At 58.6% G+C, this 220-nt stretch carries 1 protein-coding gene; it reads right to left on the bottom strand.

Features of this window, described 5'->3' with window-relative positions:
* Nucleotides 1–220 (bottom strand): TDP-N-acetylfucosamine:lipid II N-acetylfucosaminyltransferase (locus tag RRF55_RS28840; protein ID WP_439419421.1); only part of this gene is annotated, 220 nt, incomplete at both ends.

Genomic DNA, 220 nt, shown 5'->3' with positions numbered 1-220 from the left:
ACAGCGCCAGCCACAGTCCGGTATTGAACTGTCCATGGAAGAAGAAACGTTGGCTTCGATCCGCGTTGGCTTTAGCAACCACGGCCTTCGTCAGCGCCGCTTTGTCTGGCCAGAAGGTGATATGCAATGCCGGACACGCCGCGCTCAGGCCGCTGTCGCGTCCAACGACCATAAACTCACGCGCATCGGGCGTGCCGGATGCCAGTTCATCGTTGAAGAA

It is taken from the genome of Klebsiella sp. K47 (assembly GCF_051858335.1).
Lineage (GTDB): Bacteria > Pseudomonadota > Gammaproteobacteria > Enterobacterales > Enterobacteriaceae > Klebsiella > Klebsiella pneumoniae.
The sequence above is the reverse complement of the archived record's forward strand: the minus strand, read 5'-3'. Positions and strand labels throughout refer to the sequence as shown.